This is a genomic window from Mesorhizobium sp. M4A.F.Ca.ET.050.02.1.1 (genome assembly GCF_003997725.1).
Lineage (GTDB): Bacteria > Pseudomonadota > Alphaproteobacteria > Rhizobiales > Rhizobiaceae > Mesorhizobium.
On record NZ_RZSG01001492.1, the window covers coordinates 1 to 474 of the forward strand.

Below are 474 nucleotides of genomic sequence, written 5' to 3' on the forward strand. Positions count from 1 at the left end.
GTCCGAACTGCTTACCGTCCCGGCACCGGAGACGAAGCCCGCGGCACCCGCCACTGGCGACCAGGCGGCCGCTCCGGCGGCCGAAGCGCCCGCCGCTACGGCTCCGGCCGCGCCGGCCGCGGTTGAAGCCGCGCCAGCACCAGCGCCCGCTGCGCCGGCAACGCCGCCGGCGGCACCGGCGGGCGAGCCCAAGATCGTCGTCGAGGCGGTCGAGATCGACGGCAACAAGATCTTCGTCGCCGGCACGGCCGATCCCGGCCGCAAGGTGCGTGCCTATGCCAACGACATACTGCTCGGCGACGCCCAGACCTCGCCTGACGGCCATTTCCTGGTCGAAGCGGCGCGCGACATTCCGGTCGGCAGCTACACCATCCATGTCGATGCCCTCGATGCCGACGGGGTGAAGGTGGTGGCCCGCGCCGCCGTGCCCTTCGAGCGCGAGCCGGGTGAGTCGGTCGCCGCCGTGGCGCCGGC

Annotated in this window: 1 protein-coding gene; it reads left to right on the forward strand. The window is 73.8% G+C overall.

The window, feature by feature from the left end; translation table 11 throughout:
- A partial coding sequence (locus EOA33_RS38320) for a LysM peptidoglycan-binding domain-containing protein (RefSeq protein WP_145989625.1) occupies nt 1-474 on the forward strand: 474 nt, incomplete at both ends.